The following is a 23,902-nucleotide window of genomic DNA, read 5'->3' as shown; positions in this document are numbered from 1 at the left end:
TTAATTTATATATTAGTTCTAGTTCTGCATGATGAAATCATTATCAATCTTCGCATTAGCATCATCGAACACGCGCAGAATATCGTAGCGTGTATTCCGCTGTGCCGGGATTTTGCCTGCTTCGCGGATCAGCTGAGTAATTGATTCGATATTGACCTTGTAGGTCGCGCCCGCAGAAGATACTACATTTTCTTCAATCATTGTACTGCCGAAATCGTTACAGCCATATTGAAGGGAAAGCTTGCCGACCTCTGGTCCCATTGTTACCCAAGAGGACTGGAAGTTCTTAATGTTGTCTAGAACAAGGCGACTAATGGCTACCGTCTTCAGATATTCTTGAGGCGTTTGTCTATCCAGCTTCAGGTTAGTATTGTCCGGTTGGAAGGTCCAAGAGATAAAGGCCAAGAAACCCTCTGAATCGTATTTGTTGGCAATACACTCGTCCTGAGCCTCACGCACACGAAGTAAGTGTAATGCCCGTTCTTCCATACTCTCACCAAGTCCAATGACCATCGTAGCTGTCGTATTCATACCGATCTTATGCGCTGTCTGCATTACGTCCATCCACTCGCGCCATGAGCCTTTAAGTCGGCTGATCTTGCGGCGTGTGCGATCATCGAGAATTTCCGCTCCCCCACCTGGTAGTGAATCCAGGCCAGCAGCATGGATTTCACGCACAACTTCCTCGAGCGATAATCCAGATACTTCTTTCATCTTCATAATCTCAGCAGGAGAGAAGGAATGCATTGTAATCTCAGGAAAACGTTGCTTAATTCCGCGAAGTATATCGGTATAATAGCTGAAAGGAAGATTTGGGTTCGTACCGCCTTGCATCAGTATTTCTGTACCATTTACAGCGATAGTCTCAGCGATTTTTTGGTAAATCGTCTCATCCGGCAATACATAACCCTCATCAGAGCCCGGTCTGCGATAAAATGCGCAGAAACGGCAGTAGACATCACATACATTCGTATAGTTAATATTACGACCAATTACAAACGTGGCCATCGGGTCTGGATGCCAGCGTTCCATTATGGTGTTTGCAGCTGCACCCATTTTCTCAATTTCGTTGCTCTCGAACAGTCGGATGGTATCTTCCAATTGGAGACGTTCACCCCGTAGGGCTTTGTCCAAAATAAGATCTATCGCACTCATCGTTCGCATCCTCCTTCTAAACCCTTAGGGGTATGGTAGAATCACAAAATTACAGGAAGAAAAAACGTTGTCTCTTTTTCAAGGTGACAACCCTTTCTCATACAATTGAACAGTTCATTTCCTCATCGTATCACAATCTGAACAGCTTGAAAAATGCTTTTACATTCTTCGCAAATTCCTATCCAGAAGAAAAGCAGCATCGCACTAAGCGATACTGCTAGTTATACTCTATTTCTCCACTAACACTCGATTGAACATTTCTTCCTGTTACTTGGACTCAATTTCTGCCCTAGCGGCCTCTAGTGCTTGGCCAAGATCAGCAATCAAATCCTCTGCATGTTCAATACCGACGGAGAAGCGCAGCAAACGATCATCTACACCCACAGCATTTCGAATCTCCACAGGAATATCAGCATGTGTTTGTACAGCCGGATAAGTCATAAGTGACTCTACGCCGCCCAAGCTTTCTGCGAATGCAATAAGACGAATATGACGAAGAAGCGGCTCTACGTATCTGGCATCTTTTAATTTGAAAGAAAAAATACCGGTATTGCCTGAAGATTGACGATTCTGGATTTCATGTCCTGGATGATCAGGCAATCCTGGATGGAACACTTCCGCAATCGCTGGATGCTCTAATAAGTAGTGAGCGATCGCTAGTGCATTGCTTTCGTGACGCTCCATACGCAGCGCCAATGTCTTCAAGCCTCTCATCAACTGATAACTGTCTGTTGGTCCGAGCACGGCGCCAATAGAGTTATGTAGAATAGCTAATTCAGCTGATAATTCTACACCCTTGGATACAATCAGGCCTGCAAGTACATCATTATGACCACCCAAATACTTAGTAGCGCTATGAACTACAATATCCGCACCTAATTCTATAGGCCGTTGGAAGAATGGAGTCAGCAGCGTATTATCTACAATGCTAAGTAACCCATGGTGACGTGCCCAAGTGCACACGGCTTCAATATCCGTGATCATCATAAGTGGATTCGTTGGCGTTTCAATAAATACAGCTTTCGTATTTGGACGACGCGAAGCTTCCAGTGCATCCAAATCATTCGTGTCTACATAAGAAGCAGTGATTCCAAACTTGGACATAATCCGTTCCAACAAACGATAGGTACCGCCGTAAAGATCCAGCGAAACGATCAGATGGTCGCCTTGAGCGAACAAGGTAAGCACTGTTTGTATCGCTGCCATCCCTGAGCTACAAGCAAATCCTGCATCTCCAGATTCCAGTTCCGCAGCTGCATTCTCAAGCACTGAACGGGTCGGACTCTTGGTGCGGCTATAATCAAACCCTGTGCTTTGACCGAGTTTTGGATGACGAAATGCCGTTGCATTATAAATCGGAAAATTAATTGCTCCTGTGGCAGGATCTTCTTGAGAACCTATTTGAGCCAGTCTACTTTCAATCCTAAGTTTGTCATCCATGATTAATGCCTCCTAATTTATATTGTAGCGCTATTATTAATAAACAATCGGGTCGATATCATAAGGCGTTTCTTGATATACATAGTAATTGAGCCAGTTAGAGAATAATAAATTGGCATGCGCACGCCACACTGCTGGAGGTGTACGTTCTGGATCATCTTTAGGGAAGTAATGTTTCGGCAAAGCCATCTCCATCCCTCTAGACACATCACGGTCATATTCCCATTTCAAGGATAGGGGATCGTATTCGGAATGTCCGGTCACAAATATTTGTTTACCGTCGTTTGTAGCCACTAGATACATACCAGCTTCTTCGGATTCCGCCAGAATCTGCAGATCTGGGTTATTCTCAATATCTTCACGGGAGACATCGGTATGACGAGAGTGTGGTACATGGAATACCTCGTCAAAGCCGCGCAACAGTTTAATGTTATTTTGATTAATCGTATGAGCGAAGACGCCAAAGCATTTCTCAGGCAATGCCACTTTACGAACACCAAAATGATGATATAAGCCTGCCTGTGCCGCCCAACAAATATGCATGGTTGAAGTCACATTGTCCTTGCTCCATTCAAAAATCTCTTTCAGTTCTTCCCAATACGATACTTCCTCGAACTCCATTTGTTCTACAGGAGCACCTGTAACGATTAAACCATCCAAACGGCGGTGGCTGATCTCGTCAAAGGTTTTGTAAAAGCTCTTCAAATGTTCAGCAGAAGTATTCTTGGAAATATGGGAACGCGGATGCAATAAAGTAACATCAACTTGTAGTGGCGAATTTCCAATTAAACGCAGCAATTGAGTCTCTGTCGTCTCTTTAGTCGGCATGAGGTTCAGAATAGCAATCCGTAGTGGACGGATATCCTGATGGAAAGCCTGACTTTCGTCCATCACAAAAATATTTTCTCCGGATAGTACTTCTTTCGCCGGTAAACTGTCGGGAATTTTAATTGGCATTGTCTTTCCACTCCTTAGCTGAATTTAGTTATTTTGCCGCACTGCGGCTTGCTGAACATAAAAAGACCTTCCTCGGAAATCGAGAAAGGTCATATCTACAGTCATATGCGCCTCTCTCATCTGCCAGAATGTTCCTGAAGACGATTAGACGTCTGCAGAAATTCCGCAAGAATTAGCACCGTGCGTTTACACGCCGGTTGCCGGGTTTCATAGGGCTAGTCCCTCCACCTGCTCTTGATAAGATTTAGCTGTATTCAATTAAATTACTTTAAAATTCACTTTAAATCATGAACCTCCTTTTCGTCAAGTCCATACAATGCTGAAGAAGCCTCAAAATCACAATAAATTTGCTTGAAAGAGGCATACTCCGTTGTTATACTAGACAAGTATTTCATACCTGAACGAAAAGAAGAGGTGAGAAGAAGGATGGAAGGCGACCCGAGCTCGCAAATATGTGTACAGAATGAGCAACCACACAGGATAATCATCAGCTTGCCGGCGGCGGGAGCAGTTCTTCTTCATGCCCTCGAAACGTCATTTGGCCCTATGTATTGATTGTACCGCCGGCCAAGCTGATTTTTTTCTCTGTGCTTAATTTAGCAGTCCCTAGTGAAGACCTGGGGATAGGAGGAGTGAAATCAGATGAAAATCCGGCTGGTAAATGCAGGGGTTTTTACACCTATTGATGAAATTGATGAAACACTAACACCCCCAACGGAAGGGTTCTATTGGATTGACGCCGATGTTGAGGATTTGGAGCTGCTTCAGCCCTTGTTCAACCTACATGATCTTGCTGTTGAGGATTGCCTTAGCGAAGAGGATCAGCGTCCAAAGATCGAAATATACGAAAGTCACTACTTTATTGTTGTAAATAGCATTCGCTTTGACGATGAAGAAATTTTCCTACGGGCACTCAATGTATTCCTTGGAAGACATTACATCATCACTGTCACGAAACAAAAGATCAATGAACTACGAATCCTGAAGCCTATGCTCTGGGAGCAAGAAGTAAGTGAACCGGATATGTTCCTTTACTTGCTAATTGACCTTGTCGTTGATAACTATTTCTCCGTCGGCGACCGAATTGAAGCTCGGATTGAGAAGCTGGAAGAAGATATCCTCATGCATACCAAAAAGTCACATCTTAGTGAAATTATCGGTCTGCGAAGTGAAATTCTATGGTTGAAGAAAATGCTGGGGCCACAAAAAGAAGTGATCAATACCCTAAATAAAAAAGACCTCCGTCTGATTGATGATCAGCTGCAGAAATATTTTAGCGACATTTATGAAAATGCGGTTAAAATATCTGAAACCTTTGAGACGTATCGCGATCTCATGGGCAACTTACGAGAGGCATACCAATCCAGTATCGCCAACCGCGCGAATGAAATTATGAGAGTCTTTACTGCGATCACAACAATATTCATGCCCCTGACCGTAATTACCGGAATCTACGGTATGAACTTTGATCATATGCCCGAGCTTCATACGAAATATGGCTATTATGGCGTTATAGGCATCATGTTGACTTTAGGCTGTGGGATGCTCTATGTTTTCCGCAAGAAGGAATGGCTATGAAACGAACCGGACGAATAAGCAAGACGAAGGCCCTGTAACCGTAAGGTATAAGGAAGCCTTCGTCTTTTTGGTATGCGCAAATTTAAAAGCTGGTCGCCATGCCCACTTTATGCGTATGCTCTCGACGGAAACGGATGCGTATCAATCGCAGACGCTCATAATAAATATCCAATCCTTCAGCAGCGGAAAAGTCGTCGCCATACACCTTATGTAACACCGGTTTTAGGAAAAGATCCCCGAGCTCCACATAGGCATTCCATATCGCATCCTGCTCACTCTGCGGCATATTGCCAAGCTCTACATGGATCAGCTTCTCGACAGAATAACCTTCTCTTTCTAGCTCCTCTACCGCTTCAATCAGTTCACGCCGGTTCACTCCACTATTCACCTTAAGCTGTTCCAAGCCCAACCCATTCTCGATCCCCTGCAGCAAAATCCTCCGCAAGCGCAGTCGTTCTAGCTGCTTCTTATATTTGACTTCTTTCTGTTTATAAAGCCAAGATACGAAAGACTCCTCTTCAATTACTTCATGCACCCAATTTAGAGGGAAGGAATGTTCCCTTGCCACCGCAGTAGTTATAGCCAGCCAATCAGCCCCAAACTGCGCTATCTTGCCTTCTCCCACACCCGGAATTTGCATCAGTTCCTCTGGCGTATGCGGTAGAAATGTACTTAACAAGCGCAACAGACGATTACTAGCGAGAATATAGGGCGCCTTCCGTTCACTCGAAGCCTTACCACGGCGCCAAGCACATAACTCTTCATAAATGGCTTCATTCCCATAATGTTCGCTGTAATATTGAAGCTTCAGCTGCTCCTGATTACGCCCAGTAAGACTATCCTCCTCGTGGAATATCCCATCGATTAAGGGTCGATAGCCATCTCCCATCTTCACTGCTAGCTCATGCCTGTATACACAGAGCATCTCATTCCATGAACCACCTTCATACCACAAATTCTCAATGTAATTCTCCCCACCTGAAAAATCACGCCAGCCCAAACTCCAGATCCCCTCTTCCTCTCCAATCCACAGCTGGGCGTACACCTCTTGATCCACTCCAGATATTCTGGATAAACGGTTCATAAACACAATTTGCATATTCATCCCTACCTTTCTCAACATTACAGCAAGCACAATAACCTTCTGGGAAGAGCCTCCTTCGGAGCGAACAAATCCTTTCTCAATCAGACCCCGAACGCAAAAAAGCACCTCTCTCACGATAAACGCGAAAGAGGTGCTCCCTCATTAAATGCTATACTGTTAGATCCTAGAATACCATATATTACCGAACAGTCAATGTCTTTTTATACTAGTTTCTAGCTAGAGCTAATGTAGCCAATCCAATCGCTCCAGCAAGCCCTGCATTGTCTCCGAGACCTGGTGAGACAACATAATTATCGATGTCAATATTAAGCGATGGATGCTGAACATATCCGCTCAATAACTCTTGCAGCTTAGTGCGAATTAACGGGAACAGGTGGCTTTGCTTCATAACACCACCGCCCATTACGATTTTTTGAGGAGACAGAATCAGCACATAGTTCATGAGTGCATGTGCAAGATAGTGAGCTTCCATTTCCCAAGCCGGATGGTCCACTGGTAGCTCTCCTGCCGGTTGTCCCCAGCGTTTGCCGATCCCCGGACCTGCGGCTAATCCTTCAAGACAATCGCCATGATAAGGACAGTAACCCTCAAACGTATCCTCTGGATGTCTACGAACTAGAATATGTCCCATCTCAGGATGTGACAATCCATGGACCATCTGGCCACCAACAACCGCTCCTGCTCCAATGCCTGTCCCAACCGTAATATAAAGACAGCTGTCCAGACCTTTAGCCGCTCCCCATTTACTTTCCGCAAGCGCTGCACCATTCACATCCGTGTCAAAGCCGATCGGAACGTTAAATTGCTCAGCCATTGTGCCTACCAGATTATATTGTCCCCAGTGAGGTTTTGGTGTCGTTGTTATGTAACCATAAGTAGGGCTGTCCAGTACGGGATCAATCGGTCCAAAAGATCCGATTCCGAATGCTTCTACATTCTTCTCTTTAAAATAGTCTATTACTAGTCCCATCGTTTCTTCCGGTGTTGTTGTCGGAAAGCTAACTCGGTCAACAATGGTACCATCCTCATAACCAATCCCACATACAAACTTTGTTCCGCCTGCTTCAATCGCTCCCAATAGCTTCACAGCAATTCTCTCCCTTTCTCTAGTTAGAAGTTCAAACGCTACCCATACACAAATGAATAATATCATTAAAAAAAGCAATCACCAGCCCTAATTATACGTCGAATGAAGCGCTATCACAACAAGTATAAACGCCTATTGCGTCCTTATAAGGACGCAATAGGCGTTTAAGAGAGAAAGATAAGGATAATGTATAATGTGAAACTTATACGTTCTTATAGTTTAACAAAACACCCTCCATGCATCTTTGCATTGAAGGGTGTCTGATCTTAACCCAAATCGCCTAACTCAATCTGTACAATTCCTCGTTCGTCCTGCACCTCAGCAATCAAATGCATCAAGCTGCCGAACTCTAGCTCCTGAAATTTGCGCGCAGCTGTTTCCCGTTGTAGTTGCCACAAGGCTTCCGTCAGCTCGCAGACCACCGGCACATCGCAACGGATTTCCGCTAGCTCTCGCGATAAATGCAGCATATCCAGATCTGCTTCGATTTTGGTACGCACACCTTTAGGGAGCAGATGCAAATTCTCAATTACACCTTCAACTGTTCCGTATTCGGTCAGCAGTTTCAGCGCAGTCTTCTCACCAATCCCTTTTACGCCGGGATAATTATCACTGGTATCGCCCATAAAGCCTTTCAGGTCAATCACCTGTCTAGGCGTTAGACCCTTTTCCTCCAGCAATTCTGCAAGGTCATACACTTTATAGTTAGAGCGTCCCTTTTTCATAATGACGACCTTAACATTCTCATCAATGAGCTGAAGCATATCATGGTCACCCGTCAAAATATATACCTCAGAGTTTTCACTGTAACAAGAAGCCAGCGTACCAATGCAATCATCCGCTTCATAGCCTGCAAGTCCAATATTCGGCACCCCAAGCTCAGCTACTACATCTTTTACTAGATCGAACTGAGGAATTAGCTCTAACGGGGCTTCAATCCGATTCGATTTGTATCCATCGTATTTCTCGGTGCGGAACGTTCCTTTGCCCATATCCCAGCAGCATACGACGTGAGAAGGCTCAAATGTGCTTACCGCATCGAAAAAATACTGCAAAAAACCATACACCGCATTCGTCGGCAATCCAGCTTTTGTCTTGCGAATATATCCTCCATAAGAGGTCGCATAAAAGGCCCGGAACAGCAGAGCCATTCCATCTACAAGCATTACACGGCCCGTTGTTTCTGCTCTCATGTATAAACCTCTCCCTTAATCGTTCATTGTATTGTTATTAAGCGCTTGTCCATGTTATTGCACAAAGAGTATTCTATCAGAAAATACATGATCTGATAAGGGATCATATAGTTACACATATGGGAGCTTATTCTTATCCTTTGAAATTAACAAGTAAAAACACCATCGGTGCCCTTGCAAGGGCGGTGAGCTTAAGCGAGAAATATAAGTATATTATAGAATCATGGTCTTTTGTGATTTTCCTAGATATCCAAAAAGGGATGTCCCAACAGCCATGAAATGACTGTTGGGACATCCCCTTTACGGATTTATACTTTGGAAGTATTGGTCCAAGCTTCAGCATATTGCTCTTCTTTAAAGCCTACCGTGACTTTAACACCATCAGTGACAATCGGACGTTTATTTAGCATACCATGGCTCGCGAGCAGCTCAAGCTTCTCCTGCTCACTAAGCTGTGCCATTTTGTCCTTGAGACCCAATGCTTTATAGACTTCACCACTTGTATTAAAAAACTTTTTCAGTTCAAGTCCGCTATTGGCCAGCAATTCTCGCAGCTCCTCAACGGTAGGCGGCTGTTCTGCGATGTTTTGAAGCTCAAGCTCATGACCTTGAGCTTGTAGCCATTTTACTGCACTGCGGCAGGTGCTGCATTTTGGATATTGATATACTTTTAGTTTGCTCATGTTGTTCTCCTTTAATGGTAGTGATGAGTGCGCTACGCTGGCAAATTATTCTTCCGATCGCTGTTATCCTCAGATTTCTTGATTTAGTCCGCTTGTTGCGGATGAAATCCGAGGATAAAGGCGAAACTCCGTTTCTCCAGAACCAATTCACCCTCTCCGCTTAACATCACTAAGATAATTTTTACCTCAAATTCGCTTTCGGGCCTTGCTCCAATACATTCTCCAAGGCCGCCATATCAGGCGGCAAAGGAGCTTCAAAGATCATTTCCTGCAGCAGCACCGGATGCTTGAACGTCAGACGCACCGCGTGCAGTGCTTGACGCGGTATGGAGGCATCTAGTGCTGTAACGGACTCTAACTGTTCACTTTGAGTTAAAGTCAATTCCGGTAGATTATACAGCTCATGACGATACATGCTGTCACCAATCAAAGGACAGCCGATAGAGGTCATATGGACCCGAATCTGATGAGTACGACCACTCTCCAGCTTCAGTTCAACTTTTGAACCTTGTGCGTATACGGTTTTAACCTCATACCGAGTCAGAGAAGGATAACCATCCGGTGTCACGATACGCCGATGCGGCTCCTCAGGATCACGGTCAATAGGTCCGTCGATATCGCCGAAAGGCTCCACAGGAGCCCCATGAACAAATGCAGCATAACGTTTGTCCACTGTACCCGCAATCATCTGCTCAGAAATATGCTGATGGCTATATGGATTCTTGGCGATGACTAACACACCGGAGGTTTCCTGGTCCAGACGATGGACGGGTCGAAAGCGGAAACGTTCATTTTTTTGCGCCCAATAATGAACTACTCCGTTAGCCAGCGTATCAGTGTAATGTCCGTGTGTGGGATGCACGATGATCCCCGCTGCCTTGTTTACTACGAGCAGATGCTCATCTTCAAATAGAATTTCAAAGGGAATCGGCTGCGGTAAAATATCATCCGAAGTCTCTGTTTCCATGCGAATCTGTACAATATCGCCTGCCTTAACATGTACGCTGATATAAACACGTTCTCCATTTAATGTAATCCCTTGTTCTGTTTGCTTAAGGCGTGACAACAATTTACGTGAGACATCCATCCGTTTATGCAGGATCGTCTTCAGCAACCAGCCATCCTCTTCTGGCGGTATAATGTAAGTAATTGGTGAATAATAGCTAGTCATATTAGTCTCGGAACACCTTTTTACTGCGAATGTATTCTACATCAGTAATCCCTGCCCGTGTATTAGCCGTCCTAGCCAGCGCAAAGAAATAATCGGATAACCGGTTCAAATAAATAACCGCTTCCGGATTAATGTCTGCATTTCGTCCAAGTGTAACTGCCCGGCGTTCCGCCCGGCGGCAAACCGTACGGCACACATGTAGAACCGAAGCCAATGGACTGCCCCCAGGGAGGATGAATTTTTCTAGTGGTGGATTCTCTGCTTGAAGTTCATCAATCCAGCCCTCCAACCGTTTAGCCATCTCACTTGTTACCATATATTGACCACCATCACCTAGCTTAATAAAAGCCAGATCGGTTCCGCAATCGAATAGCTCATGCTGAATTTCCAGCAGCTGCTCGCGTACATCATCAAACTGATCGTCCTCCATCAGGCTCCTTGCCTGACCTACAAAGCAATTCAGTTCATCGATCGTTCCGTAAGCTTCAACTCGGACATCGTCCTTACCAACCCGGCCGCCAATCACTGAAGTTTGACCCGCATCACCCGTGCGTGTATAGATCACCATGGCTTACTCCTCCTATCCATTCTTCAAATCACATAATGCTAGTTTAAGCTTTCTTATATAAAAATGGCAAATGAAGAGTATAGGCATATTCTCTCCAAGTGTGACTGCAATGTTGCGATGTGTGAGCTTAAAGGAACAACAAAAAGAGGACCCTAGGGTCCTCTTCAACAGCATGTAGCGACGTTATTTTCCAACTGGACGCCCCTTCATGTATTCATTTATCTTGAGATCCAGTAAACTGCTAATTTCAATCACATTATCTGAAGTGAATGATTTTTCCTGCAAAAAAAGCTGCTCCATTTTGCTACGGAGTATTCTAATTTCATCTTCCAGAGAGAGTATGCGAGCAGAAGCATCACCCTTGGGGGACAGTTTCCCACTTCCAGAAAAACACTGCCCTCCATAGGAAGGTAAGTAATAATCGGCACTAAGCACAATCATCCCTCCTAAAAGTATTATTGAGCGCGTGCCACAAAATGTCATTAAAGTAATAAAAGCAACTTCAAAGCAACGCTTAATTCCAGAGTAAATACGTCCTTGTTAGTTCTATTATAGGGGTTAATTACTCTCAAAGTAAAATAATACCATAGGATTATAGGATAGGCTATAGTCCAATTTTCTCTATTCCATTCTCTCTCGTTCCAGTTGTGTGACAAAAGCACCAATGCGTTCTATAGCTTCATTCAGTTGAGCTACTGATGTAGCATAGGAGCAGCGTAAGTAACCTTCACCACCTAAACCAAAGACACTTCCAGGTACAGCTGCCACCTTATATTCAAGTAATAATCGTTGTGCAAACTGATCAGATGTCAGTCCTGTCTTGCGCACGCTTGGAAAAGCATAGAATGCACCTTGTGGTTCATGGCACTCCAGTCCCGCATCACGCAAACCCTTAACAATCAGCCTCCGCCGTTGGTTATAAGAATCGACCATTCGATCCTTCTCTTCCATCCCATTGGTCAGTGCCTCAAGTGCAGCCACTTGGCCCATAGAAGGAGCGCACATCACAGTGTACTGGTGAATCTTAAGCATAGCGGAGATCAAATCAGGGTGACCACAAGCATAACCCATTCTCCATCCAGTCATGGCAAAAGCCTTGGAGAAACCGCTGACCAAAATCGTACGGTCCATCATACCTGGCAATGAGGCAAAGCTGACATGATTAATTCCATACGTTAATTCCGCATAGATCTCATCCGAAATTACAATAAGATCATGCTTCTCTACAACCTTGGCGATCGGCTCCCAATCCTCTCGGGTCATAACACTTCCCGTTGGGTTGCTCGGGTAGCACAGAATTAGAACTTTGGAGCGTGGAGTAATCTTTGCTTCCAAACTCTCTGCAGTAAGTTTAAAGTCATTCTCTCCGATGGTTTCGATACCTACAGGAATACCTCCACCAATAGCCGTTATCGGCGAATAAGAAATATAGCAAGGTTCTGGTATGAGGATCTCATCGCCCGGCGTGATCAAAGCGCGCAGAGCCAGATCGATAGCCTCACTTCCGCCGACCGTTGCTATAATTTGATTGGCAGGATCATACTCCACTGCAAAACGGGTGTGCAAATAGTTCGCAATACCCTCCCTTAGTTCAGGCATTCCTGCGTTGGATGTATAGCCTGTAAATCCTCTTTCCAGCGAATAGACACAAGCTTCTCTGACATGCCACGGGGTCTTGAAATCAGGTTCCCCGACTCCGAGTGATATGATATCCTTGCTGCCTGCAGCCAGATCAAAAAACTTACGAATACCCGAAGGCTGAATTTGCTGTACCAGCGGGGCCAAATAAGAATTCATTGATTTGCTGTCTTCTCCAGTTAGCTGCGTTTTATTCGTGATCATATGATTACTTCCTTTATGGAGAGATCATCAGACGGTTGTCTTCCTCATGCTCCTCGAAGATGATCCCATCCTGTTTGTATTTTTTAAGGGTAAAATTCGTTTTAGTTGAGAGTACTGAATCAATTGGAGACAGCTTCTCGGAAACAAAATTGGCCACTTCACGTAAGTTTCGGCCTTCCACTTCTACCAGTAGATCGTAAGCACCTGACATCAGATAAACGGATTTCACTTGTGGATACAGGTAGATTCTCTCGGCAATGCCTTCAAATCCGCGACCCCGTTCGGGTGTAATCTGTACCTCAATCAGCGCTGTCACTTTCTCGTCATCGACTTTATCCCAGTTTACAACGGCTGCATACTTAACAATTACATGGTCCTTCTCTAATTGCCCAATCGCCGTCTTTACGTCTTCTTCTTCCTCGCCAAGCAGCGTAGCTAAGAGTGCAGTAGATCTTCTCGCGTCCTCTTTAAGCAGTTCCAGCACTTTCCTCTTTAGTTCGTTCATTTCCTTCATGCCTTCCCTCCGGATAGTTCGCAAATGACGTTGCGCTATTCATGCGTCGCCCCGCGAAAAGAGTTTAATACTAATATGACATGAATTGAGCATCTCTGCAAACAAAATAACCCCATATGATATCCGCATAGAAGACTAGGTTTACTCAGCTAAATGGATTTTTATACAAAAAACGCCCGTTTATACCGGAGCTCTCGGTATAAACGGGCGTCAGCCTTAAGATTATGTGGCAGGATGCTTCATCCGCTAACCATCTTGGTTACATTAAATGAGACGGTTGATGTTGTCCATTCGAATGAAGGTGGCTGTTCGCATTGTGAGCAATAGATCCAGTTTGTCCTGTTTTTTGCTGCACGAACTGACCTGATTTTTGTTGCAATTGCTGTGCAGTTTGAAGCTGCTTGTCCACATCTTGGCGCAATGCTTTTGCAGGCTCAGGATACATATTCATTTGGGACATATGCGTATACAGATCGCCCTGAAGTCGAAGCGTGTTCATAGTCATCTCATTAAAGACCCGGCGAACCGCTGGACATGCCGATTCCGTAGCAGCTGTCGCATACTCACGAACCGTCCGCTTCAAATCACACAAAATGGTGTTCATTAAATCCTCATCTGGCATAAATGCTGCTGGATTCTGTGCGTTCATTTTATAACCTCCTTAAGATTAATAATGCAATTATTGTGGGCTTGTTGGTGCGTACTGTTGATGCTGCTGGAGTAACTGAGTGAGTGTATCCATGTGCTGCGTGTGATTTTGGATATGCTGCAAACAAACTTGTCGGACCTGCTCGTTCTGCGTTGTCGCGGCGGTAGCCGCACATTGCTTAAGAAGCAAGTCCTCATTAGAGATGGAGTCTGCGATATATTCCAATTCTTTTCCACTTAGTGCCTGCATTTGCATTGATTGCATGAGTTGTAGTCCCTCCTTGTAGTTGATCCAAACAGGCTTTAGTATACCGCCAAAGCACACCATTTATTTGCCCAACAGCACTAGAGAGTTATGACAAAAATAAGAACATGCTGCGAATGAGACGGTAAAATGCCGCCCATACTAAATAATGGAACAAATGAAGGAGCGATCATTTTCATGAGACTAAATAGCGGCACCCCACCTTGGAGAAGTACTTTACAAGACCCACCAACTTATCCTGCGCTAGAGGATACCATTCACTGTGATTGCCTGGTTGTAGGGGCTGGAATGGGTGGAGCAATGGCATCCTATCGCTTGTCTTTAAGCGGAGCTGAGGCTGTTCTGATCGAAAAAAGACGCGTCGGAAGCGGAAGCTCACATGCCAATACTGGTTTACTTCAGATATCTAACGACAAATCGTTAACCTCATGTATGAACACTTTTGGAGAAAAGAACGGCTTGCTCTTTTATCAGTTATCCCAAGCAGGGGTTAGAAATATTTTGGATCTGCCAGCCAAGCTCGATATCGATCCCCAGATTATTCCTCGCAGCAGCCTTCTATATGCCAGTACACCAGAGGATGTACCTGCTCTGCGAGAAGAATATAAGAACCTCGTTGCTCACGGATTCGATTCTGATTTCTGGGAAGAGGATAAAATTGCTTCGGTGTATTCTTTTTCTAAACCTGCTGCACTTTATTCACGCAGTGATGCAGAAGCGAACCCTTTCCGGACAGTTCACAGCCTGATCGCCAAGGCAGCAATGAATGGTGTACACGTTTATGAGCAGACCGAGGCTAAACAGTATGAGTTTACTGAAGATGGAGTAATTTGCCACACAGAGAACGGACGTATTATTGCGAAGAAGGTTATTTTTGCAATGGGTTATGAAACGCAGGAGTTTAAAAAAGACCGAGGCGCTGAGCTGATCAATACGTATGCAGTGATGACCAAACCTCTGAAGGAATTCCCCAAGTGGCATGAGCGGAGCCTCCTCTGGGAAACCGCCCGTCCGTATTTGTATTTTCGGACAACACCGGAGGGACGTATTATTGCAGGAGGAAAAGATGAACCGTTGACGGATCCAGAGCGCCGTGATATCAGAGTGATTTCACAAAGTCAAAGGTTATTGGAAGAGCTGGAAGCTTTATTTCCTGAGATCAAAGGCATTGAGATAGAATACTCCTGGGGTGCTGTATTCGGCTCTACGCGTGATGGGCTTCCTTATATCGGCCCTCATCCCAAGTTCCCTCATTGCTACTTCATCGAGGGTTATGGGGGCAATGGGACGGTGTACAGCATGATTGCTGCGGAGTTATTAACAGATACGATTGCGGGTAAACATCGGCCGGAGCTTGATCTATTCTCATTGACACGATCAGCCAAACCTTCTCCTTCTTAGAAAACGGACGTGAATAAGCAATATTGAGGTTTTTTTAAAAAAAGCTTAGTCCCCTTATGTTCATTAAGAGGACTAAGCTTTTTATGAGGATGCTTATGCTTTATCGGTACTCAGATTACGTACGAGCTGAATACGGTCTTCCTGCGCTAGACTGTGCTGTACATGGAAACAAGACGGGCACACATACACATTAAGGGAGAATGGAGATGTTAGTACAGGTCCACCTAGTGTAGCCGGTGCAGACGGCTCGAAGTTGCTAACAAGCTGTTTACCAGCAAGGATAGTTAACTCATGGCATTGTGTACATTCCGGAGCTTCTTCCTGAATCGCTAAAATGCCCGATACACGCTCTTCATACTTATTCAAATCATAATCGTCACCGAATTGGTTGAGCGTGTTGTAAATAGGAACTACACTGTCTTTGTCGACGTCTCCCCAAAGATCATCATCATTAATAACCTCTTGTTTAGGTTCTTCTACAACTTCTTCTTCCTCTTCTTCAATGCCGTCTATCCCTACAGTAACTGTACGATATCCGTTAAGTTCATTGTTGCAGTGAGGGCAATTTTCCTCGGGTCCGAATTCCTCGTCCCATACGATTTCGGTATGACACCAAGGGCATACAGTTGTTTCCATCTTAATAATCTCCTTCGTACTCCACGTTTAAATTTAGTTCATCATTAAATAAATAATACCGGCTGCTATAAAAGCAATAGCTGACACAAACAGAACTCGGGTAAGAATCTTCATGATATCCTCCTAATACTCCACAAAGTGGAGCTGCTCATTTCAAAGCTTGTCCAGCTTCATCTGGAATCCTTTGTAGGGAGGTGCAAAACTTTCTATTTTTTAAAATATAGCTGCACCGATCACATAAGACAACGAAACCGAGATCAGCATCGCTATTAGCCCAACAGCACGGTTATCTGCAGCGATCTCCTCATCAATAGAGAACACTGGGGTTAGGAATTCAAATAAAAAATAGGCAAGCAGCAGCAGCAAAAAACCGACGACCGACCACTTCATCGTCTCATAAATCGAAACACCTGATTCAATGCTGAAACGCAGTACGTTGCAAATTCCGAAGATTTTGCCACCAGTAGCCATGGCTACTGCCAAGTTCCCCTTGCGAATTTCTTCCCAGCAATTATATTTCGTTACCATTTCAAAAATAGACAGAAATACAACAAGCCCAAGAATTGCTACTGCAAAGTAACCAAGCAAGGCACCTAGCGGATGACCCAGCAAAAGATCAATATCTCCTTGCACACTTTTCCCTTCTTTCTGCCGGGCAATCCCGCTATTGCAGCTCAGCCACGGTTACGCCTGCGCCGCCTTCATTATAATTTCCAAGCCTATAGCTCTTAACATGTCTGTGCTTACGCAAATATTCTTGAATTCCTGTGCGGAGCACACCTGTGCCTTTACCATGAATAATAGAAATTTGGCCCAGATTTCCTAAGAAGGCTTCATCAATAAAACGATCCGTCTCCATAATCGCTTCTTCCAAATTCGTACCTCGCAAATCCAGTTCTCTACGAATGTTCTCATCACGGGAGCGTTTAACGGTTGTCGCCTGCCGAAGGGGCGTTGGTACAGAGGCCGCTTTCGAAGAGAGCAGTTCCAAATCATCCAGGCTTACCTTCATCTTCATGATCCCAAACTGTACTAAAGCCTCTTTAGAGCCGCTTAATTCCACTACAAAACCTTTTTGGTTTAAGCTATCTACTTTCACTTCATCACCAGGACCAATCGTCCGCAGAGTCTTAGCAGGCTTACGAGTAGCGGCTTTCTTACGCGGTGAAGGTTCGGCTTCGTCTAGACGTCTCCGTGCTTCAATCAGCTTATGCTCTTTGACTGAAGCGCCTTCTTCCATAGCTAAGCGGCGTAAATCACTGATAATTTCCTCAGCTTCTTTACGCGCTTTCTCCAAGATTGCGCTGGCATCTTTCTCAGCTTTCTCCAGTCGTTTGTCTCGCTGACTTTCCAGCTTCTCCAGCTCTTGCTGCTGTCTGCTGCGTAATTCCTCTACTTCGCGACGGATACTCTCTGCTCGCTCATGTTCCTGTTCCGCTCCAAGTCGATTCTCTTCGAGAGAGGCAATCATATGCTCTACACGTAGATCCTCTTCCTTCACTTCGCCGCGTGCATGCTCCAGAATCGCACCTGGCAGACCTAATCGCTCTGCAATTGCAAAGGCGTTGCTTCGTCCAGGAACACCAATCAGCAAACGGTAGGTAGGGCTGAGACTTTGGACATCGAATTCCATGCTGGCATTGATGACCCCTTTACGCTCATAAGCGTAAGCTTTCAATTCGCTATAATGCGTGGTAGCGACCATACGGCATTCAGTCCGGTGAATATGTTCCAGAATGGCAATCGCCAGCGCGGACCCTTCTGCCGGATCCGTTCCTGCACCCACTTCATCAAGCAGAATAAGACTCTTGGGAGTCATTCTCCGCAGAATGGAAATAATATTCGTCATATGACTGGAGAATGTACTCAGACTCTGCTCAATGCTCTGTTCATCGCCTATATCTGCATAAATGGCATCAAACACACACATTTGACTGCCTTCTTCTGCTGGGATGAACAACCCAGACATCGACATGAGACTCAACAGTCCAATGGTCTTGAGTGTAACGGTTTTACCACCCGTATTCGGTCCGGTTACAATAATGGAGCTATATTGGTTGCCGAGCTCCACATCCAAAGGAACCACATGCTCCGCGGGAATAAGTGGATGGCGTCCTTTGCGCAGCTTCAAATACCCGCGATCGTTCATACGAGGCTGTGTAGCCTTCATATCTCGGGCAAGACGCGCCTTGGAGAAGATAAAGTCAAGCTCGCCAAGAATATCGATATCATAAGTCATTTCTTCGGCTATATCAGCTACAAGCGCTGTCAACCTATGCAATATGATCTCAATCTCCCGTTCTTCACGCAGCCGTGTTTCACGCAGCTTATTATTCATGGCCACAATGGACTCAGGCTCGATAAATAAAGTGGCTCCTGATCCGGACTGATCATGTACAATGCCACCGAAATGCGCACGATACTCCGCTTTTACAGGAATAACAAACCGATCTCCACGAATGGTTACCAGTTGATCCTGCAGCATTTTAGCAACGGAAGAAGAACGAATCATGGAATCCAGCTTCTCACGAATTCGGGTCTCTCCTCCGCGCAATTCACGGCGAATCGTAGCTAATTCAGAGCTAGCTGTGTCAAGTACATCTGCGTTCTCGTCTATACATAAACGGATGGCATCTTCTACATGTTTTTGCTCCGATAAAACATCGCTGAGTGAAAATAGGAATTCAATCTTTTCCTCCTCATGCATAGCTGCCAGGAATCGTTTGACTCTTCGTGCGCCGCCAATGGTAGTTCCCACTGCCAACAGTTCAGTTGTTCCCAACATTCCACCTATAGAGGCACGTTTTAGTGCTGCTCGAATATCGCTTATCCCGCCGAATGAAGGAATACCCTTCAGACGATCTACATTAGCCGCTTCGTCCGTGGCTTGAAGTAGCTTCTTCACACCTTCAAAATCACCGGACGGTCTTAGTTGCTCCGCAGTCATTCGCCCCATTGAGGTTTGCGTATATTGCATTAATTTATTTAAAATCTTGCGATATTCAAGCGTATGCAAAATTTTGTCGTCCAATTACAGTCACAGCTCCCTTCATAGATGTTTCCATTATACAGAATTCAAGCCAATTTCGCTATTTGGTATCGGTTAAAGCATAAAAACAAGTATTAAGGTCACAATAAGAACTGCACATATCCTTAGCTTGGGCCAAAGGAGGTTAGTACAGTGAATTTCTTGAGTCATGTGGGTCGTTTTATTGTAGCAGCGCTTGTTCTGATGGTCGTTAGTTGGATTGTTCCACAGTTCTCGGTTGGTGGCTTCTGGAGCGCTCTAATCCTTGCACTGGTGATTGCGTTACTCGGCTGGGTTGTCGAAGGAATCTTCGGCAAAAAAGCAACGCCCTTCGGCCGCGGTATCGTCGGTTTCATCGTTAGTGCATTAGTCATCTGGGTCGCTCAATTCGTAGTGAGTGGGGTCAGCGTTTCCATTCTAGGAGCTATCCTGGCGGCGTTGGTCATCGGTATTGTCGATTTGTTTTTGCCGGTATCCACGCCGTTTGAGGCAGCAAAGTAACGAAAGCTATTCACAACACAGAACCCCTATTTCCGGTTCTTTTCCGGTAATAAGGGTTCTGTGTTGTTTTTATCCTTATGACACAATCTCCGCTTCATGACTCTCAGCACAATTGACCACTCTGTTCTTACCTTGCTTTTTAGCGGTATAGAGCGCTTTGTCCGTTTTACGAAAAAGAAGCTCTTTCCCATCCCCAAGCTGATAATCACAAATTCCAATGCTGACAGTGATCGGCTTATTTCCAGCCTGCAAATGCTCGATTTGAGCAATATTGATCCGTAGTTTCTCTACAGCCTCATAAGACTCTGAAAAACTTTTGTCTGTAAAAATCACAGCGAATTCTTCACCGCCATACCTAGCCGCAAAATCATTTAACTCAATCATACCGCCCACCTTGTCCGCAATTACCTTAAGAACAAGGTCCCCAACCCTATGTCCGTAGGTATCATTAACTTGCTTGAAATTATCTATATCGAAGAGCGCGAGCTGTAGTTGAAGGTTGTTGCTTTCACATTGCTCCAATAATGAATCCAAATATTCATGAAAGGTTTTATGATTATATAGTCCAGTGAGTGCATCTATCTTCAGCAGCTTATCCGAAATAGCCCTCTCCACCATTAGATCTTGGCCTTCCTTCGTTAATCTCTCCAGATTTACACGCGCTTCCCGCGCACGAATAATTACAGCAAGAGCCATCCCTACAAATATTATAAACACACACTCTACTATTAAGAATTCAAGCAGCGGTTTATGTAGGAATGGCCGTTCCAACCCGAAATATACTCCCGCATAAAACATAATACTAAATAGTCCCATTAGATACAGGAGCTTACGATCAAAATAAATAAGAGCGACCATAATCGGCATCATGAGCGTCATCTGAGCACCATCGACAAAAGGCTCTAATACAAAATACATAAGGTAGGACACTAAAAACCCACAACTAACCACCCCATATTTAGGGGATTGTTTACTATAACGAAGCCACAGCTCCGCAGTAATCATAAGGACCACAATTAGTAAATTACAAGCAATAAATAAGTGCCATAGATTCGTGTCCATGGTTGTTTTTATTTGAAGTCGGTCAATATTCGACAAAAACAGCAACTGTGAGAACAGTAAAAGAATAACTACCATCCAATAACCTTTTAAGATTCTACGGTGCCAAACCTCCGTATTTAGCGTATCGTTAGTGCTTGAAATATGTATCCCCTACTTTTGTACGTTAATGTAATAGCTTTCATTATAATAAATTTTAGTTATATTTTCATCATTTATTTGCAATTTACGACAAAGTTTGAACAGTCTCCCTTGTTCACGGATTTTTCACATTTAATCAAAGCGCTTACTTAAATTTTAAGTTATGATGTCTACATAATTGTCACATTTTCACTATGCTTGGACTTCTTGGGAGGAGGTTTGGATCATTAAAAAATTTGCAATTCTACTTTCAATTGTGTTCGTTATAGCACTTACAGCCTGTGGAAACAGCAATGATAGTGCTGCTGGCAATGCTAACACATCGGAGCCGGAGATCGAGGCAGAAACAGAACTTACAATTACAGCTACGAATTACAGCTTTGATCAGGAAGAATATCATCTAAAAAAAGGTGTACCCGTCAAAATTATTTTTAAAAATGATAGCGGCAATCACGGTATCCTTATCCCTGAATTCGAACTCCAGCTTAATAGCAAAAAGTCCTCGAAAGTAATTGTTCCAGAGGAAGCCGGCACATTCGAAATGACCTGTTCGATTATGTGTGGATCCGGACATAGCGGCATGAACGCAAAAATCATTGTGGAATAGATGAATCATTAAAAAGCCGATCGTTAGGGAATTGCCCTGACGATCGGCTTTTTATTTAAGTGAGAAATATAAGACATGGTGTGAAACTTATTCTTTCGAATATATTAAACAAAGAGGGCTGACCTGAAATAGATCTCTCTACACATCAGGTACAGTCCTCTTTCTTGCATCCGACATTCAACTGTCCTGTTCGATCAGTTGAATCCATTCATTATATTCATTCTGAAGCTTGGCATATTCCTCTTGAAGATTACGATGCTCATCCGTCATCTTCTGTAGCTCATTCTGATGCATCTCAAACTGGACCTGTAGCAGACGAAGTTGTCCTTGGGCCAATTCATAATTCTCGCCGACTTCACCAAGCTGCTGAAGCACCTCACTGCGTTCACGTTCAATAGATTTCTGCTTAGCCTCAGCCTCACCGGCCTCCTGCTGCCAAATATCTATCTCTTCACGCAGCTTCGCTTCCAAATCACTCCACTGCTGCTGTCGCTCGAATAATTCCTCGTACTTTTTCTTCCATGAAGCGCCGTACGCCTCTGCTTCCCTCAGAACATCCTGCTGCTCTGCAACAGTAGCAGCGGCCTCAAGGCTAGCTTCAGACAATTCTTCTAAGCGTCGAGCTGTCTCTTCGCCTTCTTCTTGCAGCAGTTGATATCTTTCCTGCAGACGTTCTCCATCTTGCAGCACTTCATCATATTGAGAGATCAGTTCCTCATAGCGTTCACGAAGTGCAGATAGTTCCTTCTGAACCTGTCCACCTTGTTCACGGAGTGCTGCAGTTTCGTGTTCTGCATCTGTACGAAGCTGAGCTTCCCGATCTAACTGTTGTACTAATCCATCCGCTTGACCACGAAGGATCTCAATCTCCTTTTGAAGCGCCAAAGATTTCTCTTCGGTCTCCAGTAGGTTCATTTCAAGCTCACTAATATCTTCCATCCGTTTATCCGAGAGCTCCTGCCAATTTGCTGTCTCCGCCATAGATCCAGCGAGTTCTTCCTGAACACGGTGCAGATTGTCATTCGTTTCCTGTAGTGACTTCCGCAGCTCTGATGCTTCATTCTGAGACTGCTGATAACGCTGGCGCAATTCTTCCAGCTCTTCATTCAACAGCGTGCCTAGCTCAGTAGCAGTACGCAGCTCCTCACTGAGCTGTTCTTCACGTTTAACCACCGCTTCATATTGTCCGAGCAGCGTCTGACGAGCATCTCGTTCACTCTTAAGACTGGCTTCAGCCGAACGGAGTCTAGACTGAAGTTGTCCTGTTCCACCACGAAGCTCAGCCAGCTGTTTCTCGAGCTCTTGAATGTTTTGCTTATGTCTATGTTCCTGAGTACCTTGTGACTGACGAAGTTCCTTATTCTTAGCAAGCTCCCGTTGTAAAGCTTCCCGTTCTTCAGCCAATTCCTTGCTTAGCTTCGTTGTCGTGCTCTCAAGCTCCTTACCCAGTGTCAACTTCGTCTTCTCGAGTTCCTTACCTAATGTTGATTTGGTTTCCTCAAGCTGTTTCTCTAAGGTTGATCTGGTCTCGGTTAACTCAAGCTCTAGAGCAGACAAGGAGTCTGAATTCTCCTTAGTCAGCGTCTCACGGATGTTCTCCAGCTCTTGCAAATGCGCTGCCTTCTGCTCTTCCAACTGCTGTAGACGGATGGCTTCTGCATTCGCTAGTTCCTCTCGATGATTCTCACGCATAGCAGACTGTTCAGCCTCATAACTTGCCCGCAGTTCCTGCAGCTCCAGCTCACGCGCAAGCAGCTCCTCTTCCAGCTTCTCTCGTGCGGCTTCAGCCGCTTGGGTTGCCTCTTGCAGCTGGTTAGCATGTACTTTACGCTCATTCTCCTGAATTTCCAGATGACGCTTGCGCTCTTCTTCAACCGCAGCAATCAGTCGTGTAGCTTCTTCTTTAGCCGCCGCTTCAAGGCGTTCATATTCTTCTTGTCGCTCCCGCTGAACCTCCAGCAGGCGAGATACTTCCAATCGCAGTTCACTGCGTTCACCTGTCATCATGTTGAGTTCATTTTTAAAATCCTGAACCTGAATAGCCTGCTCCGCCATATGTACTGCTGCAAGCACCGCTATGCGCGGCGTATCCAGTCTGTTGTGTGATTTAGAAATCGTGCGCATATGTTCGTCAACATAACGGGCCACTTGTTTCATATATTCAGTGCTGCTTCCGACGAGTTTATAGGAAGTTCCGTATATCTCCACGGCGACACGTGTCCGGTCCATAGCCACAGTTGTGCCCTCCTTTGTATGTGTGCGGATTCTAAGTTAGTCTTACTGTTTCTATTGTAGCTTTTTTCTTAAGCATTTGGCAAAATCC

23 protein-coding genes and 1 riboswitch are annotated in these 23,902 nt (G+C 44.8%); of the genes, 4 read left to right on the top strand and 19 right to left on the bottom strand.

Annotated elements, in window-relative coordinates:
- Positions 1-18: 18 nt before the first annotated feature.
- From mqnC to metA, 3 genes are all read right to left on the bottom strand, one after another.
- A complete protein-coding gene (gene mqnC / locus MKX35_RS30310; RefSeq protein ID WP_076284217.1) occupies positions 19-1,155 on the bottom strand; it encodes a cyclic dehypoxanthinyl futalosine synthase in 1,137 nt (378 codons plus the stop codon).
- A 267-nt stretch (positions 1,156-1,422) separates the two neighbouring features.
- A complete protein-coding gene (locus MKX35_RS30305; RefSeq protein ID WP_076284218.1) occupies positions 1,423-2,595 on the bottom strand; it encodes an aminotransferase class I/II-fold pyridoxal phosphate-dependent enzyme in 1,173 nt (390 codons plus the stop codon).
- Positions 2,596-2,631: 36 nt separating this feature from the next.
- Positions 2,632-3,552, bottom strand: a complete 921-nt coding sequence (gene metA / locus MKX35_RS30300; RefSeq protein WP_076284219.1) for a homoserine O-acetyltransferase MetA — start codon at positions 3,550-3,552, stop codon at positions 2,632-2,634.
- A 113-nt stretch (positions 3,553-3,665) separates the two neighbouring features.
- Positions 3,666-3,796, bottom strand: a riboswitch (SAM riboswitch).
- Between the two features lie 398 nt (positions 3,797-4,194).
- Between metA and corA the strand changes: the two genes are divergently transcribed.
- Positions 4,195-5,130, top strand: a complete 936-nt coding sequence (gene corA, locus MKX35_RS30295; protein WP_076284220.1) for a magnesium/cobalt transporter CorA — start codon at positions 4,195-4,197, stop codon at positions 5,128-5,130.
- Positions 5,131-5,212: 82 nt separating this feature from the next.
- Here corA and MKX35_RS30290 read toward each other — a convergent pair whose 3' ends face one another.
- From MKX35_RS30290 to MKX35_RS30240, 11 genes are all read right to left on the bottom strand, one after another.
- Positions 5,213-6,229 carry an HRDC domain-containing protein gene (locus MKX35_RS30290; protein WP_076284420.1) on the bottom strand — a complete coding sequence of 339 codons (1,017 nt, stop codon included), beginning with the start codon at positions 6,227-6,229 and terminating at the stop codon, positions 5,213-5,215.
- A 211-nt stretch (positions 6,230-6,440) separates the two neighbouring features.
- Positions 6,441-7,322 (bottom strand): ROK family protein, encoded by an 882-nt coding sequence (locus MKX35_RS30285; RefSeq protein WP_076284221.1) that lies wholly within the window; start codon positions 7,320-7,322, stop codon positions 6,441-6,443.
- Positions 7,323-7,588: 266 nt separating this feature from the next.
- On the bottom strand, positions 7,589-8,515 hold the full coding sequence (locus MKX35_RS30280; RefSeq protein WP_042186207.1) for a 5'-3' exonuclease: 927 nt from the start codon (positions 8,513-8,515) through the stop codon (positions 7,589-7,591).
- A gap of 308 nt (positions 8,516-8,823) precedes the next feature.
- Complete coding sequence (locus tag MKX35_RS30275; protein ID WP_076284222.1) at positions 8,824-9,198, bottom strand: arsenate reductase family protein; 375 nt, start codon at positions 9,196-9,198, stop codon at positions 8,824-8,826.
- Positions 9,199-9,379: 181 nt separating this feature from the next.
- On the bottom strand, positions 9,380-10,369 hold the full coding sequence (locus MKX35_RS30270) for an RluA family pseudouridine synthase (RefSeq protein ID WP_076284223.1): 990 nt from the start codon (positions 10,367-10,369) through the stop codon (positions 9,380-9,382).
- A 1-nt stretch (position 10,370) separates the two neighbouring features.
- Positions 10,371-10,937: a cob(I)yrinic acid a,c-diamide adenosyltransferase gene (locus tag MKX35_RS30265; RefSeq protein ID WP_042186191.1), complete on the bottom strand. Its 567-nt coding sequence runs from the start codon at positions 10,935-10,937 to the stop codon at positions 10,371-10,373.
- A gap of 183 nt (positions 10,938-11,120) precedes the next feature.
- Positions 11,121-11,309 (bottom strand): aspartyl-phosphate phosphatase Spo0E family protein, encoded by a 189-nt coding sequence (locus MKX35_RS30260; protein ID WP_052404481.1) that lies wholly within the window; start codon positions 11,307-11,309, stop codon positions 11,121-11,123.
- A gap of 249 nt (positions 11,310-11,558) precedes the next feature.
- Positions 11,559-12,779: an aminotransferase class I/II-fold pyridoxal phosphate-dependent enzyme gene (locus MKX35_RS30255; protein ID WP_042186187.1), complete on the bottom strand. Its 1,221-nt coding sequence runs from the start codon at positions 12,777-12,779 to the stop codon at positions 11,559-11,561.
- A gap of 13 nt (positions 12,780-12,792) precedes the next feature.
- Positions 12,793-13,293, bottom strand: coding sequence for an Lrp/AsnC family transcriptional regulator (locus MKX35_RS30250; protein WP_042125589.1), 501 nt, complete (start codon positions 13,291-13,293; stop codon positions 12,793-12,795).
- A 259-nt stretch (positions 13,294-13,552) separates the two neighbouring features.
- Positions 13,553-13,942: a spore coat protein gene (locus MKX35_RS30245; RefSeq protein ID WP_076284224.1), complete on the bottom strand. Its 390-nt coding sequence runs from the start codon at positions 13,940-13,942 to the stop codon at positions 13,553-13,555.
- A gap of 30 nt (positions 13,943-13,972) precedes the next feature.
- Entirely contained in the window at positions 13,973-14,206 is a 234-nt protein-coding gene (locus tag MKX35_RS30240) for a spore coat protein (RefSeq protein ID WP_042186181.1), read from the bottom strand.
- A gap of 177 nt (positions 14,207-14,383) precedes the next feature.
- Here MKX35_RS30240 and MKX35_RS30235 point away from each other — a divergent pair, with 177 nt between their 5' ends.
- Positions 14,384-15,607 carry an NAD(P)/FAD-dependent oxidoreductase gene (locus MKX35_RS30235; RefSeq protein WP_076284225.1) on the top strand — a complete coding sequence of 408 codons (1,224 nt, stop codon included), beginning with the start codon at positions 14,384-14,386 and terminating at the stop codon, positions 15,605-15,607.
- Between the two features lie 93 nt (positions 15,608-15,700).
- On the opposite strand, the gene MKX35_RS30230 is transcribed toward MKX35_RS30235, so the two are convergent.
- The 3 genes from MKX35_RS30230 to MKX35_RS30220 all read right to left on the bottom strand — a co-directional run bounded on the left by MKX35_RS30230 (position 15,701) and on the right by MKX35_RS30220 (position 19,274).
- Entirely contained in the window at positions 15,701-16,243 is a 543-nt protein-coding gene (locus tag MKX35_RS30230; protein ID WP_076284226.1) for a hypothetical protein, read from the bottom strand.
- 213 nt (positions 16,244-16,456) lie between these two features.
- Entirely contained in the window at positions 16,457-16,876 is a 420-nt protein-coding gene (locus MKX35_RS30225) for a DUF350 domain-containing protein (protein ID WP_042125581.1), read from the bottom strand.
- Between the two features lie 31 nt (positions 16,877-16,907).
- Positions 16,908-19,274: an endonuclease MutS2 gene (locus MKX35_RS30220; RefSeq protein WP_076284227.1), complete on the bottom strand. Its 2,367-nt coding sequence runs from the start codon at positions 19,272-19,274 to the stop codon at positions 16,908-16,910.
- A 150-nt stretch (positions 19,275-19,424) separates the two neighbouring features.
- Here MKX35_RS30220 and MKX35_RS30215 point away from each other — a divergent pair, with 150 nt between their 5' ends.
- Entirely contained in the window at positions 19,425-19,772 is a 348-nt protein-coding gene (locus MKX35_RS30215) for a phage holin family protein (protein ID WP_042186173.1), read from the top strand.
- A gap of 75 nt (positions 19,773-19,847) precedes the next feature.
- On the opposite strand, the gene MKX35_RS30210 is transcribed toward MKX35_RS30215, so the two are convergent.
- The gene (locus MKX35_RS30210; RefSeq protein ID WP_076300016.1) at positions 19,848-20,909 is read right to left on the bottom strand and encodes a GGDEF domain-containing protein; all 1,062 of its coding nucleotides are present in this window, start codon (positions 20,907-20,909) and stop codon (positions 19,848-19,850) included.
- 319 nt (positions 20,910-21,228) lie between these two features.
- On the opposite strand from MKX35_RS30210, the gene MKX35_RS30205 reads away from it, so the two are divergent.
- Positions 21,229-21,579, top strand: a complete 351-nt coding sequence (locus MKX35_RS30205) for a cupredoxin domain-containing protein (RefSeq protein WP_339269787.1) — start codon at positions 21,229-21,231, stop codon at positions 21,577-21,579.
- 177 nt (positions 21,580-21,756) lie between these two features.
- Here MKX35_RS30205 and MKX35_RS30200 read toward each other — a convergent pair whose 3' ends face one another.
- Positions 21,757-23,808, bottom strand: coding sequence for a hypothetical protein (locus MKX35_RS30200; protein WP_445671592.1), 2,052 nt, complete (start codon positions 23,806-23,808; stop codon positions 21,757-21,759).
- Positions 23,809-23,902: the final 94 nt, after the last annotated feature.

The sequence above is a fragment of the Paenibacillus sp. FSL R5-0923 genome (assembly GCF_038009145.1).
Classification (GTDB): Bacteria; Bacillota; Bacilli; order Paenibacillales; family Paenibacillaceae; genus Paenibacillus_AQ.
The sequence above is the reverse complement of the archived record's forward strand: the minus strand, read 5'-3'. Positions and strand labels throughout refer to the sequence as shown.